Source organism: Streptomyces sp. NPDC048590 (assembly GCF_043199535.1).
Lineage (GTDB): Bacteria > Actinomycetota > Actinomycetes > Streptomycetales > Streptomycetaceae > Streptomyces.
In genome coordinates this window covers 30,575-43,968 of record NZ_JBICWC010000017.1, presented here as the reverse complement: position 1 = coordinate 43,968, position 13,394 = coordinate 30,575, and the positions used below count along the sequence as shown (strand labels likewise).

At 70.3% G+C, this 13,394-nt stretch carries 17 protein-coding genes; 8 read left to right on the top strand and 9 right to left on the bottom strand.

All coding sequences use genetic code 11. From position 1 onward, the window contains the following. Nucleotides 1-29: 29 nt before the first annotated feature. Nucleotides 30-398 (top strand): helix-turn-helix domain-containing protein, encoded by a 369-nt coding sequence (locus tag ACGFNN_RS33395; protein ID WP_393561637.1) that lies wholly within the window; start codon nucleotides 30-32, stop codon nucleotides 396-398. An 18-nt stretch (nucleotides 399-416) separates the two neighbouring features. Here the strand turns inward: ACGFNN_RS33395 and adhP are convergent, their stop codons facing one another. Next, nucleotides 417-1,448 (bottom strand): alcohol dehydrogenase AdhP, encoded by a 1,032-nt coding sequence (gene adhP, locus ACGFNN_RS33390; RefSeq protein WP_393561635.1) that lies wholly within the window; start codon nucleotides 1,446-1,448, stop codon nucleotides 417-419. Between the two features lie 111 nt (nucleotides 1,449-1,559). After that, entirely contained in the window at nucleotides 1,560-2,345 is a 786-nt protein-coding gene (locus ACGFNN_RS33385; protein ID WP_393561633.1) for a hypothetical protein, read from the bottom strand. Between the two features lie 247 nt (nucleotides 2,346-2,592). Here ACGFNN_RS33385 and ACGFNN_RS33380 point away from each other — a divergent pair, with 247 nt between their 5' ends. Continuing rightward, a complete protein-coding gene (locus tag ACGFNN_RS33380; RefSeq protein ID WP_393561631.1) occupies nucleotides 2,593-3,309 on the top strand; it encodes an esterase/lipase family protein in 717 nt (238 codons plus the stop codon). Between the two features lie 78 nt (nucleotides 3,310-3,387). On the opposite strand, the gene msrA is transcribed toward ACGFNN_RS33380, so the two are convergent. The 3 genes from msrA to ACGFNN_RS33365 form a co-directional block, all read right to left on the bottom strand. Continuing rightward, nucleotides 3,388-4,092 (bottom strand): peptide-methionine (S)-S-oxide reductase MsrA, encoded by a 705-nt coding sequence (msrA, locus tag ACGFNN_RS33375; RefSeq protein WP_393561629.1) that lies wholly within the window; start codon nucleotides 4,090-4,092, stop codon nucleotides 3,388-3,390. A gap of 72 nt (nucleotides 4,093-4,164) precedes the next feature. Continuing rightward, complete coding sequence (locus ACGFNN_RS33370; protein ID WP_393561627.1) at nucleotides 4,165-4,332, bottom strand: hypothetical protein; 168 nt, start codon at nucleotides 4,330-4,332, stop codon at nucleotides 4,165-4,167. A 38-nt stretch (nucleotides 4,333-4,370) separates the two neighbouring features. Further along, the gene (locus tag ACGFNN_RS33365; RefSeq protein ID WP_393561625.1) at nucleotides 4,371-5,474 is read right to left on the bottom strand and encodes a hypothetical protein; all 1,104 of its coding nucleotides are present in this window, start codon (nucleotides 5,472-5,474) and stop codon (nucleotides 4,371-4,373) included. A gap of 79 nt (nucleotides 5,475-5,553) precedes the next feature. Here ACGFNN_RS33365 and ACGFNN_RS33360 point away from each other — a divergent pair, with 79 nt between their 5' ends. Further along, nucleotides 5,554-6,699 (top strand): cystathionine gamma-synthase, encoded by a 1,146-nt coding sequence (locus tag ACGFNN_RS33360; protein WP_393561623.1) that lies wholly within the window; start codon nucleotides 5,554-5,556, stop codon nucleotides 6,697-6,699. A 74-nt stretch (nucleotides 6,700-6,773) separates the two neighbouring features. Here the strand turns inward: ACGFNN_RS33360 and ACGFNN_RS33355 are convergent, their stop codons facing one another. Together ACGFNN_RS33355 and ACGFNN_RS33350 are read right to left on the bottom strand one after the other, a co-directional pair. Then, a complete protein-coding gene (locus ACGFNN_RS33355) occupies nucleotides 6,774-6,965 on the bottom strand; it encodes a DUF1059 domain-containing protein (RefSeq protein WP_362538888.1) in 192 nt (63 codons plus the stop codon). Between the two features lie 84 nt (nucleotides 6,966-7,049). After that, the gene (locus ACGFNN_RS33350) at nucleotides 7,050-7,580 is read right to left on the bottom strand and encodes a MarR family transcriptional regulator (protein ID WP_362538889.1); all 531 of its coding nucleotides are present in this window, start codon (nucleotides 7,578-7,580) and stop codon (nucleotides 7,050-7,052) included. A 157-nt stretch (nucleotides 7,581-7,737) separates the two neighbouring features. Between ACGFNN_RS33350 and ilvA the strand changes: the two genes are divergently transcribed. The 3 genes from ilvA (at nucleotide 7,738) to ACGFNN_RS33335 (ending at nucleotide 10,979) form a co-directional block, all read left to right on the top strand. Then, complete coding sequence (gene ilvA, locus ACGFNN_RS33345) at nucleotides 7,738-8,967, top strand: threonine ammonia-lyase (protein WP_393561621.1); 1,230 nt, start codon at nucleotides 7,738-7,740, stop codon at nucleotides 8,965-8,967. Between the two features lie 153 nt (nucleotides 8,968-9,120). Continuing rightward, entirely contained in the window at nucleotides 9,121-10,125 is a 1,005-nt protein-coding gene (locus tag ACGFNN_RS33340) for an ATP-binding cassette domain-containing protein (RefSeq protein WP_393561619.1), read from the top strand. Beyond that, nucleotides 10,122-10,979, top strand: a complete 858-nt coding sequence (locus ACGFNN_RS33335; RefSeq protein ID WP_393561617.1) for an ABC transporter permease — start codon at nucleotides 10,122-10,124, stop codon at nucleotides 10,977-10,979. The genes ACGFNN_RS33340 and ACGFNN_RS33335 overlap by 4 nt, the downstream gene beginning before the upstream one ends. Before the next feature lie 62 nt (nucleotides 10,980-11,041). Here the strand turns inward: ACGFNN_RS33335 and greA are convergent, their stop codons facing one another. Together greA and ACGFNN_RS33325 are read right to left on the bottom strand one after the other, a co-directional pair. Next, nucleotides 11,042-11,539 (bottom strand): transcription elongation factor GreA, encoded by a 498-nt coding sequence (gene greA / locus ACGFNN_RS33330; RefSeq protein ID WP_362538897.1) that lies wholly within the window; start codon nucleotides 11,537-11,539, stop codon nucleotides 11,042-11,044. A gap of 188 nt (nucleotides 11,540-11,727) precedes the next feature. After that, complete coding sequence (locus tag ACGFNN_RS33325; RefSeq protein ID WP_393561615.1) at nucleotides 11,728-12,132, bottom strand: DUF4307 domain-containing protein; 405 nt, start codon at nucleotides 12,130-12,132, stop codon at nucleotides 11,728-11,730. A 97-nt stretch (nucleotides 12,133-12,229) separates the two neighbouring features. Here ACGFNN_RS33325 and mca point away from each other — a divergent pair, with 97 nt between their 5' ends. Both mca and ACGFNN_RS33315 read left to right on the top strand, forming a co-directional pair. After that, complete coding sequence (mca, locus tag ACGFNN_RS33320) at nucleotides 12,230-13,111, top strand: mycothiol conjugate amidase Mca (protein WP_393561613.1); 882 nt, start codon at nucleotides 12,230-12,232, stop codon at nucleotides 13,109-13,111. Nucleotide 13,112: 1 nt separating this feature from the next. Next, nucleotides 13,113-13,373, top strand: coding sequence for a hypothetical protein (locus tag ACGFNN_RS33315; RefSeq protein WP_362538903.1), 261 nt, complete (start codon nucleotides 13,113-13,115; stop codon nucleotides 13,371-13,373). Nucleotides 13,374-13,394: the final 21 nt, after the last annotated feature.

Sequence of the window (13,394 nt, the reverse complement as noted above, 5' to 3'; positions counted from 1 at the left end):
ACCGGGCGCACCGCTCCTAGGCTCGGAGCATGAGCAGCCACGCGCCCCACCACGCCCGGGTCATCCCCTTCCGCCCCGTACCCACGACCCCGCCCGCCGGCAGGGAGCCCCTCTGGCGGGACGTCGTCGGAGACGTCCTGCGCCGTGAGCGCACCACCCAGGGCCGGACGCTCAAGGACGTCGCCGAGGCCGCGCGGATCTCCGTGCCCTACCTCTCCGAGGTGGAGCGCGGACGCAAGGAGGCCTCGTCCGAGGTGCTCGCGGCGGCGGCACGATCCCTCGGGCTCCGCCTCGGTGACGTGCTGTCGCTGGCCCAGGACGAACTCGCCCACCGCAGCGCACCCTCGCGCACGGCCTCGGCCCGCAGGCCGATGGGCGAGGTCAGGCTCGCGGCCTGACCCGGAGCCGGCCGGCCGTCAGGCGCTCATGTCCATGACCACACGCCCCTCGATACGGCCGGCCGCCATCTCGTCGAAGATCGCGTTGATGTCGGCGAGCGGGCGCAGCGTGTACGTCGGCTCGATCAGCCCCCGGGCGAAGAAGTCCAGCGCCTCCGCCAGATCCGCGCGGGTGCCCACGATCGAGCCACGCACCGTCAGCCCGAACAGCACGGTCGAGAAGATGTCCAGGGGGAACTGCTCGGGCGGCAGCCCCACCAGCGCCAGGGTGCCGCCCCTGCGCAGGGCCCCCACCCCCTGGGAGAAGGCCGCCCCGTTGACGGCGGTCACCAGACCGCCGTGCACCCCGCCACCCGTGAACTCCTTGATCGTGGCCGCCGGATCGGGGTCGCTCAGGGCGTTCACCGCCAGTTCCGCGCCGTGCCGCCGGGCCAGCCCGCACTTCTCGTCCGAGACGTCGACGGCGACGACCCGCATCCCCATGGCACGGGCGTACTGCACGGCGATGTGGCCGAGCCCGCCGATGCCCGAGATCAGCACCCACTCTCCCGGCCTGACCTCGGACTCCTTGAGCCCCTTGTAGACGGTCACCCCCGCGCACAGGATCGGCGCCACGGCGGCCAGATCCACGCCCTCCGGGATGAGGGGGGCGTACGCGGCGTCCACCAGCATGTACCGGCCGAAGGAGCCGTCGACGGAGTAACCGCCGTTCTTCTGGTCGGGGCAGAGGGTCTCCCGGCCCGTCCCGCAGTACTCGCAGGAACCGCAGGCCGACCAGAACCAGGCGTTGCCGACCATGTCGCCGATCCTGAGGCGGGTGACCCCGTCACCGACGGCCACGACCTCGCCGACCCCCTCGTGGCCGGGGACGAAGGGCGGGACCGGTTTGACCGGCCAGTCACCGTGGGCCGCGTGCAGATCGGTGTGGCACACACCCGAGTAGAGGACCTTCACCAGGGCCTGAACGGGCCCGGGAGCGGGGAGCTCTCTGTCCTCGACGACCAGCGGGGCGGTGAAGTCCTTGACGACCGCCGCCTTCATGACCTGCATGGTGTTGCCTCCGAGAGTGCGATGAGGGATGCCCGGACCTCACCAGCAGTCTGCGGTCGTGCTCTGCCGGGCGCGACCGGTGAGCCGCGGCGCGGCCCACCGGTGCTTCCACTACTTCACCGTGACCGCGTCACCGGTGGAGACGACCTTCATGGTCGTCGTCGTGCCGAGGAACGCCCAGCGCCAGCTGCCCGAGGCGGAGGCCTTCACCGTCGCCCGGAGGTGTCCCGCGCTGTCCGTGGTCGCCGTCTTGACCGTGTGGTACGAGCCACCTGGCGTCTTGTACTGCAGCTTCACCACCTGCTTGGTGTAGCCGTGGTACTTGAGATCCGTCCAGTTGGCCCGGGACAGCTTGCCGGTGACGGTGAGCGTGCCACCCTTCCTGACCGGCTCGGGTGCCGCGTCCGTCGTCAGCGTCGCGGCCCGCTTCATCCTGAAGGTCGCGATGCGGTCGGAGATCCAGTAGTTTCCGTCGTTGGCCTTCACCGTGGCGTTGACCTGCCACGTCCCGGCCACCGCATTGGCGTCCCAGCCCCTGTTCGCGCTGCCGTAGGAGTCGATCCAGGACGGGTCGACCTCCATGGTCGCGGTGCACACGGACGTGGTCGAGCTGCTCTTGCGGCACGACGTGCCCAGATACGACACCGGTCCGTAGCCGTTGCCCGAGTTGAAGGCCGACACGTCCGTCACGCCCTTCACCCCCGAGTTGTCCTTGATCGTCATGACGATCGGGAACCGCTTCACGTTCTTGACGCCGACGATCACACTGGCGCCCCCGTTCACGACGGTCCTGACGACCCGGATGTCCCCCCGGCCCTCAGCGTGTGCGGCCGGCACCGCGACGACCGCGGTGCCCACGGCACCCACCGCCGCGAGTGCGGCGATCCCTCTGCGCATGTCCCACCCCTGTTCTTCCCCCGCCCGCAGTCGAGCGGGGGAACAGATTAGCGATCTCCGGGGCCACCTCGGGCTCCACCGTCCCCGTGAGCCACCGGCCGGCCTGCCGGAAGGCCGGCCCCGAGCCGTCACAAGGGGTGCGCACGCACCCTGAGCCGGACGGACACCGGTGAATTCGCCGATGCCCCCCGGGCCGCGCACCCCGACTCTTGGCGGGTCGGACCCGCACTCTTGTCAGGAGCATTCCATGCGTCGTTCACCTCGCCGGCTTCTCGGACTCCTCGCCTCCGCCGCGGTCGCGTTCTCGCTGTTCTCGGCCGCGCCGACGGCCGGCGCGGCCGAGACCACGGCCGCTGCCCCCGCCTCGACGCTGTCGACCAGCACGCCCGTCGTCTTCGTCCACGGCTACACCGGCAACGCCTCGAACTGGGTCACCGCGAAGAGCGTCTTCCAGCTCAACGGCTGGTCCAGCTCCAAGCTGTTCACCTACGACTACAACTCGTACGGGAACAACATCAACAACGCCCAGGGCCTCGCCACGTTCGTGAACAACGTGAAGTCGCAGACCGGCGCGAGCAAGGTCGCCATCGTCAACCACTCGATGGGCGGACTGGTCAGCCAGTACTACCTGAAGGTGCTGGGCGGCAGCAGCAGCGTCAGCCACCTCGCCTCGATCGCCGGAGCCAACCACGGCACCACCTACGCGAGCGCCTGCCTGATCTACACCACCTGCCAGCAGATGTACCCGGGCTCCTCGTTCATCGGCCAGATCACCTCGGGTGACGAGACCCCGGGGGACACGAAGTACGCCACCTGGTACTCGGCCTGCGACGGCATCATCCTGCCGTACACCAGCACCAAGCTGAACGGCGCGACCAACAACAACGTGGCCTGCCAGACCCACATCGGGTACCTGACCGACACCATCACCCTCGGCCAGATCGCCCGCTTCGTCGCCTCCTGACCCGGCGGACGCACCTCACGCACCCCGGCCCCGGCATCCATGTGGATGCCGGGGCCGGGGTTTCCGTGGGGCGGAGGCTCAGGCCTCCGGCGCCGGGGCGATGCCCGTCGGGCAGGCGCGGCCCCAGTTCGTCTCCGACGGGGCCTCCAGGGTCGCCCCCGTGCCGCCGATGCCGCAGTAGCCGTCGGGGTTCTTGTCGAGGTACTGCTGGTGATATGCCTCGGCAGGCCAGAAGGTGCGGCCCTCCGCCGGCAGGATCTCCGTGGTGATCGTCTTGTAGCCGGCGCCCGTCAGCACCCGCTGGTACGCCTCGCGGGACGCCTCGGCGGCCTCGGCCTGCTCGGGGGAGTGGGTGTAGAGGGCGGAGCGGTACTGGGTGCCCACGTCGTTGCCCTGCCGGAAGCCCTGGGTCGGGTTGTGCGACTCCCAGAACAGCTTCAGCAGCTCCGCGTAGCTCACCACCTTCGGGTCGAACACGACGCGGACCGCCTCGGTGTGGCCGGTCAGGCCCGAGCAGGTCTCCTCGTACGAGGGATTCTCGGTGTAGCCGCCCTGGTAGCCGACGAGCGTCGTCCAGACGCCCTCGGTCTGCCAGAACTTGCGCTCGGCGCCCCAGAAACAGCCCAGCGCGAAGTCGGCGACCTCCAGGCCCTCCGGATAAGGGCCGGTCAGCGGGTTGCCGAGGACCGTGTGGCGCTCCGGCACCGAGAACTCGGGGACCGGGCGGCCTCGCAGGGCCTCCTCGCGGGTGGGGAGCTGAGGGGTGCGGTTGGTCAGGAACATGCGGGGGCTCCTCCGGGGGTCGGTGTGCGGTACGTACAACGCCCCGGGGGCGCCGTGGATTCCGTGTCGTCGTCAGGCCGCGGGGGCCTGGGGGCCGTCCCGCCCGTCGCTCTCGTCCTTCCCGCTCGCGTCGCGCGCCGGGGACCCGTAGGAGGTCATATACGCGTCGGTCTTCCTGCGGGCCCGCAGCCAGAGCCAGACCGCGAGGGCTATCAGGATCAGCGGGATCAGTCGTGCCATGGGTGTACCGGTCCAATCCGAAGTGAGCGTGTGCCGGGTCAGTGGAGCAGCGTCGCCGGGCTGCCGCCGTTCGCCTCGTAGCCGGCGACGGCCAGCGCCCGGTACACCGTGTACTCGGCGGCCGGGTCGGAGCTCTGGGTCCAGGGCAGCGCGCCCACGTGGCCGTCGACGTGGACGAACTGGTGCATCGCCTCGGCCCAGCGTTCCATGCGGACGAGGAAGAGGACCAGCAGGTGCCTCACGTGCGCGAGCATCGGGTCGTCGCCCCGGGCCGCGTGCACGGCGAACATGGCGCCCTCGACGGCCTTCGTCACCACGGTGCCCTGGTAGAAGCCCTGCACCAGATTGACCTCGGGCAGGTGCTCGTACACCGCGAAGAGCGGCAGCGCCGCGAGCAGCGAGCCCTGCGGGGCACGGGCGGCGGCCGCCTCCGCGAAGCGGGCGGCCTCCTCGCGGGAGCCGTGCCACTTCTCGCACCAGAAGTGCAGGGCCGCGATGTGCGCGCCCATGTGCGACGGGGCACGGTCGATGATCTTCGCCCAGAGCTGGTCGAACTGCTCGTGGGAGTAGCCCAGTCCACGGGCGACGGCAAGCTCCACGATGTACGGAACGGGGTCGCCGGGGGCCAGCAGGGCGGCCTCGCCGCAGACCGTACGGGCCTCCTCCAGGATGATCCGGAAGTCGTCCGTGCCCACCGTGCCCGTGCGCCAGGCCTGCTGCACCAGGAACTCCGCGTGCACCGCGGCGGCGCCCGCGTCCTTCGGGGCCTCGGCCCGCCAGGCCCGCAGCCACGCCCCGCCCTCGCCCGGCCGGTGCGCGAGCTCCAGCGAGGCGGCGCCGGCGAAGGCCTGCACCCGCTGCCAGCGGACCTCGCCCTCCTTCGGGGTGCCCGCGAGCAGCTGTGACGCGGCCTTCCAGCTGCCCGTCCCCTGGACGACGTCGAGTACGTCGAGGAGGTCCTGGTCGGGGCCGGGCATCCGGACGTCAAGCTCCTCCTGGCGCGCGAAGCCGTAGGTGTCCGGGTCGGCGGCGTCGGGCGAACCGGGCGCCACCTGGCGGATGCCGCCACGGCGCCGCAGCATGACCGGGCCGAGGACGGCGAGGAGCATGCACAGCGCGATGAGAACCCACAGAATCTCCATGCGGTCCATTGTCCCCGGACGGATATCCGGGCGGCGAGTGGCCTGTAACCAGCCTCCCGAAGAACTACGCTCGGGCCCCATGAGCGACCAGCACAGCTTCGAGACCCTCGCGATCCACGCCGGCAACACGGCGGATCCACTCACCGGCGCCGTGGTCCCGCCGATCTACCAGGTGTCCACGTACAAGCAGGACGGCGTCGGCGGGCTCCGCGGCGGCTACGAGTACAGCCGCAGCGCCAACCCGACCCGCACCGCGCTGGAGGAGAACCTCGCGGCGCTGGAGGGCGGCCGACGCGGCCTGGCGTTCGCGTCCGGCCTCGCGGCTGAGGACTGCCTCCTGCGCACGCTGCTGACGCCCGGTGACCACGTCGTCATCCCGAACGACGCCTACGGCGGCACGTTCCGGCTGTTCGCGAAGGTCGCCTCGCGCTGGGGCGTGGAGTTCTCGGTCGCGGACACCTCGGACGTGAGCGCGGTGCGGGCCGCCATCACCCCCCGTACGAAGGCGATCTGGGTGGAGACGCCCTCCAACCCGCTGCTCGGCATCACCGACATCGCGGCCGTGGCCCAGGTGGCCCGGGAGACCGGCGCCCGGCTCGTCGTCGACAACACCTTCGCCAGCCCCTACCTCCAGCAGCCGCTCTCCCTGGGCGCCGACGTCGTCGTGCACTCGACGACCAAGTACATGGGCGGGCATTCCGACGTCGTCGGCGGCGCGCTCGTCGTCAGCGACCCGGACCTGGCCGACGAACTGGCCTACCACCAGAACGCGATGGGCGCTGTGGCCGGGCCGTTCGACGCCTGGCTGGTGCTGCGCGGCATCAAGACCCTCGCGGTCCGCATGGACCGCCACGACGAGAACGCGACGAAGGTCGCCGACCTGCTGACCCGTCACCCCGAGGTGACCCAGGTCCTCTACCCGGGGCTGCCCGACCACCCCGGCCACGAGATCGCCGCCAAGCAGATGCGCGCCTTCGGCGGCATGGTGTCCTTCCGCGTCAAGGGCGGCGAGGAGGCGGCGGTCCGGGTCTGCGACCGGGCGAAGCTCTTCACGCTCGGGGAGTCGCTCGGCGGGGTCGAGTCGCTCCTGGAGCACCCGGGCCGCATGACCCATGCCTCGGCCGCCGGTTCGCCGCTCGAGGTGCCGGCCGACCTGGTCCGGCTGTCCGTCGGCATCGAGAACGCCGACGACCTGCTCGCCGACCTGACGCAGGCCCTCGGCTGACGCTCACGCAGCCGGAAAATCCGGTGGCGGGGCGTGCTCGCCCCGCCACCGGACCGCACCGGAAAGGCTGTTGCTCAGACCGCGGCCTTCTCGTCGTCCAGCGATGCCCGGATCTGCTCGCGCATCTCGGGGCTGTCCTGGTGCTCGTGGACCGACACCGCGTGTTCTGCGGCGGCCCTCACCACTTCGTCCTCCTCACCGGAGATGGTGAGTGAACAGTTGGACACGCTCGGGTACTTGCGGCAGTCGGCGACTTTCCGTGTCATGGCGGCCTCCTCGGCGGACGAGTGCACGCACTTCAAGGGTAGGTCCGAAACGCCGCGCTCACAGCCGGGGAGCAGCCCGGCAGGTCAGTTCTCCTGAGGAGGCTGGTTCGCCGCCTGCCGGTCGGCCAGCGAGCCGTTGAAGCGGGTCAGGAGCGTGCAGAAGGTGTCCCGCTCCTCCTCGCTCCACCCGTCCGTCACCTGGTACATCAGCTCGCGGCGCGAGGCGCGTACCTCCTCCAGCCGGGCCTGTCCGCGCGGCGACAACTGCAGTACGACGGCCCGCCCGTCCTCAGGGTGCGAGGTGCGCTTGACCAGCCCGGTGTCGACGAGCGGCGCGACCTGCCGGGTCACGGTCGAGGAGTCGATCCCCATGCCCGCGGCGAGTGCCTTGACGCCCATGGGGCCTTCCACGTCGAGCCGGTTGAGCAGCAGATAGGCTGCCCGGTCCATCGAGTTGCGGACCTGGCCGACCCCGCCCAGGCGGGTCTGCTCGGCGCGGCGGGCGAAGACTGCCACCTGGTGCTGGAGAGCGTCGAGCAGGTGGTCCGTTCCCGGATCTCCGGAGGACGCGCCTCCGGAAGGAGACGCAGCAGTCGTCATGTCCTGAGGGGGCATGGCCGGGGGCTCTCTTCGTGCGGTGTCGGATGGGTGGGGGACAGAGTACGCGGCCACGGGGCAACGTGTACCAGTGCTGCACAAACCTGTGGACACCACCGCAGGACGCCATGAGATGCGACGGCCGCTGCCGCCTTGAGCTGCAAGACTTGCTGTCATGAACTTCCGCGCGTCCGACCCCTTCCCCCCGCTGATCCTCGACGACGTCCGAGGGGCGCAGAAGATGCTGTCCGGGGTGGCCCGGACCACCGGGATGGAGGGGAGCCGCCATCTCAGCTCCCTGGTCGGCGCACCCGTCCACTTCAAGTGCGAGAACCTCCAGCGCACCGGGTCCTTCAAACTCCGCGGCGCGTACGTACGGATCGCCGGCCTCAGCCCCGTCGAACGGGCCGCCGGTGTGGTGGCCGCGAGTGCCGGAAACCATGCGCAGGGTGTCGCACTGGCCTCTTCGCTGCTCGGCGTACGCTCGACGGTCTTCATGCCCGTGGGAGCACCCCTGCCGAAGGTGGCGGCGACCCGTGAGTACGGGGCGGAGGTGCGGCTGCACGGGCAGGTCGTCGACGAGACGCTCGCCGCCGCCCAGGAGTACGCCGAGGAGACCGGCGCCGTCTTCATCCACCCCTTCGACCACCCCGACGTCATCGCCGGTCAGGGGACCGTGGGCCTGGAGATCCTGGAGCAGTGCCCGGAGGTCCGCACCATCGTCGTCGGTATCGGCGGGGGCGGCCTCGCCGCCGGGATCGCGGTCGCGGTCAAGGCCCTGCGCCCCGATGTCAGGATCGTCGGCGTGCAGGCCGCGGGCGCGGCCGCCTTCCCGCCCTCACTCTCCGCCGGGCGTCCGACCGTGCTCGACTCGGTGCAGACCATGGCCGACGGGATCAAGGTGGGGCGGCCCGGTGACCTCACGTTCCCCCTGATCAGGGACCTGGTGGACGAAGTCCGTACGGTCTCCGAGGACGAGCTGTCCAGTGCGCTGCTGCTCTGCCTGGAGCGGGCGAAGATGGTCGTGGAGCCCGCGGGGGCGAGCCCGGTCGCGGCGCTCCTGAGCGACCCCGGGTCGTTCCGGGGGCCGGTCGTCGCCGTGCTGTCGGGCGGCAACGTCGACCCGCTCCTGATACAGCGCATCCTGACGCACGGCATGGTCACCGCGGGCCGCTACATGAGCCTGCGGCTGCGGCTCACCGACCGCCCCGGTGCGCTGGCCGCGATGCTCGCCACGCTGTCCGTCGCCGACGCCAACGTCCTGGACATCCAGCACGTGCGCACCGACCCCCGGCTCGGGCTCACCGAGGCGGAGGTGGAACTCCACCTGGAGACGAAGGGGCCCGAGCACTGCCAGGAGGTGGCCGCCGCGCTGCGTGGCGCCGGGTACCTGGTGCGGTCCTGAGCGACGCGGGATCCCCTTCGCCGAAAACCCGTTGTGGATCGCGATGTATCGCGTTACGGTGCATCGCCGAACACCCCGGTGTTCCCCGCCCCGAGGGGCCGGGAACCCTACGATCCGCTCAGGCAACCAAGCGAAGCAACTGGGGGAACCCGTATGCCAGGCGCCATCTACGCCGAAGGCCTGGTGAAGACCTTCGGCGACGTAAAAGCACTGGGCGGAGTCGATCTCGACGTGCCCGAAGGCACCGTCCTCGGCCTGCTGGGGCCGAACGGCGCCGGCAAGACCACGGCCGTCCGCGTCCTGACCACCCTGCTCCAGCCGGACAGCGGGCGGGCGGTGGTGGCCGGCATCGACGTGCTGAAGAACCCCGACCAGGTGCGCCGCTCGATCGGCCTGTCCGGCCAGTTCGCGGCGGTGGACGAGTACCTCACCGGCCGGGAGAACCTCCAGATGGTCGGCCAGCTCTACCAGATGAGCGGACGCGACGCGAAGAGGCGGGCGGGGGAGCTGCTGGAGAGGTTCAACCTCGCCGACGCGGCGGACCGCACCGCGAAGACGTACTCCGGGGGCATGCGCCGCCGCCTCGACCTGGCGGCGGCGCTCGTCGTCTCCCCGCCGGTCATGTTCATGGACGAGCCCACCACCGGGCTCGACCCGCGCAACCGGCAGCAGCTCTGGGAGGTCATCCAGGAGCTCGTCGCCGGGGGGACGACGCTGCTGCTGACCACGCAGTACCTGGAGGAGGCCGACCACCTCGCCCATGACATCTGCGTCATCGACCACGGCAAGGTCATCGCCCGCGGCACCTCCGACGAGCTGAAGGCCCGTACCGGCGGCGAGCGCGTCGAGGTCGTCGTGCACCGGCCGGAGGAGATCGAGCGGGCGCGTTCGGTGCTGGCGGTCTACGGCAAGGGCGACATCTCCGTGGAACAGCACACCCGCAAGCTGACCGTCCCGGTCACCGGCGGGGCCAAGCTGCTCGCCGAGGTGATCCGCGACCTCGACACCCAGGGGGTGGAGATCGACGACATCGGTCTGCGGCGCCCCACGCTCGACGACGTCTTCATCTCGCTCACCGGGCACGCCGCCGAGCTGGAGAAGAACGGTCAGGACCCGTCTACCGAGGCCGCACAGGGCCGGAAGGAGGACGGGGAATGAGCGCCGTCACCGACACGAGGACCGTCCCGCCGATGAAGGCCCGCGGGGCGATCGGCCGGTCCGTCGCCGACTCGCTGGTCGTCGCCCGGCGTAATTTGATTCGCATGGCCAGGATTCCGGAGATGGTGATCTTCGGACTGGTCCAGCCGATCATGTTCGTGGTGCTGTTCACCTACGTCTTCGGCGGCTCCATCAAGGTCGGCGGGTCCCTCTCGTCGACGGCTTACAAAGAGTTCCTGATGGCTGGGATCTTCGCGCAGACGGTCACCTTCGCGACCGCGGGGGCCGGCGCGGGCATCGCCGACGACATGCACAAGGGTCTGATCGACCGCTTCAGGTCGCTGCCCATGGCCCGGGGCGCCGTCCTCACCGGACGCACCCTCGCCGACCTCGTCCAGACCGCCCTCACCCTCGTAGTCCTCGCCGGGGTCGCTCTGATCATCGGCTGGCGGACCCACGAGAACATCGGCAAGGTCCTGCTCGGCTTCCTGCTGCTGCTCCTGCTCGGCTACGCCTTCTCCTGGATCGGGGCCCTCATCGGGCTCGTCGTCCGTACCCCGGAGGCGGCGACGTCGGGCGGTCTGATCTGGCTGTTCCCGCTGACGTTCATCTCCAACGCCTTCGTGGACGCCAACCAGATGCCGACCGTCCTGCGCCATATCGCCGAGTGGAACCCCTTCAGCGCCACCGTGCAGGCCTGCCGGGAGCTGTTCGGGAACCTGCCGCCGGGCTTCGTCACGCCGGATGCCTGGCCCATGCAGCACCCGATCCTGGCCTCGGTGATCTGGTCGGTGCTGATCGTGGCGGTCTTCCGTACCCTGGCGGTCCGCAAGTACCGCTCGGCCACCGCCTGACGCCCGCCCACGAGAAAGCCCCGGCCGCACGCGGCCGGGGCTCTTCTTCGTACGGGTACGGGTCAGCCCTGGTACGGCTTGGCCGAGATGATCTTCACGGTGGCCTTCTTGCCGTTCGGCAGCTCGTACTCCGCGTCGTCGCCCACCCGCTTGCCGTTCACGCCCGTGCCGAGCGGGGACTGCGGGGAGTAGGTCTCGATGTCGGTGCTCGCGTACTCACGGGAGGCGAGCAGGAAGGTGACCGTGTCGTCCGGGTCGCCGTCGAAGGCGATGGTCACGACCATGCCGGGCTCGACCACGCCGTCGTCGGCCGGGGCCTCGCCGACCTTCGCGTGCTCCAGGAGCTGGGTCAGCTGGCGGACCCGGAGCTCCATCTTGCCCTGCTCCTCCTTGGCCGCGTGGTACCCGCCGTTCTCACGGAGGTCACCCTCCTCACGGGCCGCCGCGATCTTTACGGCGATCTCCGTGCGCGCGGGACCAGACAGGTACTCCAGCTCTGCCTTCAGCTGGCTGTGCGCCTCCGGCGTGAGCCAGGTGACGTTGTCGCTGGTCTGGGTCACAGGGTGCTCCTCGTCGGTGCTGGGAATACAAAGCAACGCCCTACCCCCAGCATGCGCTGCCACGGGTGGGCGAAACAACGAGCCTAACAATTCCGCGCGAAAAGGGGGAGAAGGTAAAACATCACAAGCGCGTCCCCGCAGGTCGGGGCGGGAGCGCGCGCTCCGGTGGCGGCGCGCGCCGCCCTCCCTCAGCTGTCGGAGGAGCAGCCGGTCAGCTCGACGGCCGTCGCACGGGAGGTGGTGCGCAGCGAGACGATCTCGTCGACCCGCTCGGAGCGCTGGTCGAAGCGGAAGTCGGCGCGGCCGACCTCGCCGCCGGCCTCGTCGAGGGCGCGGAGGGTGCAGTGCCCGTCGGCGTCCCGGTCCTTGCGGACCTCGAGGTGGGCCTCCGCACGGCCGTCCGAGACGATCTTGGACTTGATGAGTTCGGCGCTCACGTCCTGGCCGGCCACGTAGTCCCAGCCGAACCAGCCGACCATGGCGAGGAAGGCCACACCCAGGACCGATCCGATGATCTTGAGCTTGCGGTCCGCGCGTTCGTCCTGCGACCGGCCGTAGCGCCCTTCGGGCAAGGCCTCGCGAACCGCTGCCATGATCGTTCCTCCCGTACCGGGGATCGAGGAATTTTCCACCCCCCGGTTCAGTCACTATAGAAGCCGACCACTGCGACGAATCACTGAGGACCGAGTCTTGACCGAGCAGCTGAGACTGATGGCCGTGCACGCCCACCCCGACGACGAGTCGAGCAAGGGCGCGGCCACCATGGCCAAGTACGTGTCCGAGGGGGTGGACGTCCTGGTCGTCACCTGCACGGGGGGTGAGCGGGGCTCCATCCTCAACCCGAAGCTCCAGGGTGACGCGTACATCGAGGCCAACATCCACGAGGTGCGCCGCAAGGAGATGGACGAGGCCCGGGAGATCCTCGGCGTCGAGCAGGAGTGGCTCGGCTTCGTCGACTCGGGTCTTCCCGAGGGCGACCCGCTGCCCCCGCTGCCCGAGGGCTGCTTCGCCCTGGAGGACGACGAGACCGCCGCCGGGCGTCTCGTGGCGAAGATCCGCGCGTTCCGGCCGCAGGTGATCACCACCTATGACGAGAACGGCGGTTACCCGCACCCCGACCACATCAAGACCCACACGATCTCGATGATCGCGTTCGAGGGGGCCGGGGACGCCGAGAGGTTCCCCGAGGCGGAGTTCGGGCCGGTCTTCCAGCCGCAGAAGCTCTACTACAACCAGGGCTTCAACAAGCCGCGCACCCTCGCCCTGCACGAGGCGCTGCTCGCCCGCGGGCTGGAGTCCCCGTACGGCGACTGGCTGAAGCGCTGGGAGGAGTTCGAGCGCGCCGAGCGCACGCTGACCACGCACATCCCGTGCGACGACTTCTTCGAGATCCGCGACAAGGCGCTGATCGCGCACGCCACGCAGATCGATCCGGACGGCGGCTGGTTCCGGGTCCCGATGGACGTCCAGCGGGAGGTGTGGCCGACCGAGGAGTACGAGCTCGCCAAGTCCCTCGTCGATACATCCCTCCCCGAGAGCGACCTCTTCGCGGGCATCCGCGACAATGCCTGATATGTACGCGACCCAGGCACTGACGCAGCTCGTTCCGCTCGCCGCCGACGAGCTCGACAAGAACAAGGTCACCCCCGGCGTCCTCGGATTCCTCGTCTTCGCGGCGCTCGCCGTCGGAGTGTGGTTCCTGATGAAGTCGATGAACCGCCACATGGGGCGGGTCGACTTCGAGGAGGCCCCCGACCCCGCCGCGGAGCCCGCGGACACCGACGGCGAGGCGGCGCCCGCCGCCGGCAAGGCCGCGGCCTCCGGCAAGGGCTGACGCACGACGGGCCGGGCGGTT